This window comes from Corallococcus sp. 4LFB, assembly GCF_046520365.1.
GTDB lineage: Bacteria > Myxococcota > Myxococcia > Myxococcales > Myxococcaceae > Corallococcus > Corallococcus caeni.
Genome location: NZ_JBKGHJ010001250.1, coordinates 1 through 410 on the forward strand (window position 1 = coordinate 1; position 410 = coordinate 410).

Below are 410 nucleotides of genomic sequence, written 5' to 3' on the forward strand. Positions count from 1 at the left end.
GCTCGCCTGCGTGATGACGACAGGCGCACCCGTGCCTTCCAGCATGTAGGCCAGTCGGTCCTTCGGGTACGTCGCGTCCAGCGGCACGTAGGCAGCGCCCGCCTTCAGCACGCCCAGCAGCGCCACCACCATCGCTTCCGTGCGCTCCACGCACACGCCTACCCGGGTTTCCTCGCGGATGCCGAGCGTGCGCAGGTGCCGCGCCAGCTGATTCGCCCGCGCTTCCACCTGCGCGTACGTCAGCGCCCTGCCCTCGTGCACCACCGCCACCGCGCCCGGCGTCTTCGCCGCCTGCGCCGCGACGAGGCTGTGGATCGTCTCCGCCGTGGAGACCTCCGCCTGCGTGCCAGCGAAGCGCTCCAGCACCTGCTGACGCTCCTCGGCCTCCAGCAACGGCAGGCTCCAGAGGT

1 protein-coding gene is annotated in these 410 nt (G+C 71.5%); it reads right to left on the minus strand.

All coding sequences use genetic code 11. The features are described from left to right. Positions 1 to 393, minus strand: a 393-nt coding sequence (locus tag ACLEQD_RS45175) for an AMP-binding protein (RefSeq protein ID WP_410392035.1), incomplete at its 3' end; no start/stop codon positions are given. Between the last annotated feature and the right edge of the window lie 17 nt (positions 394 to 410).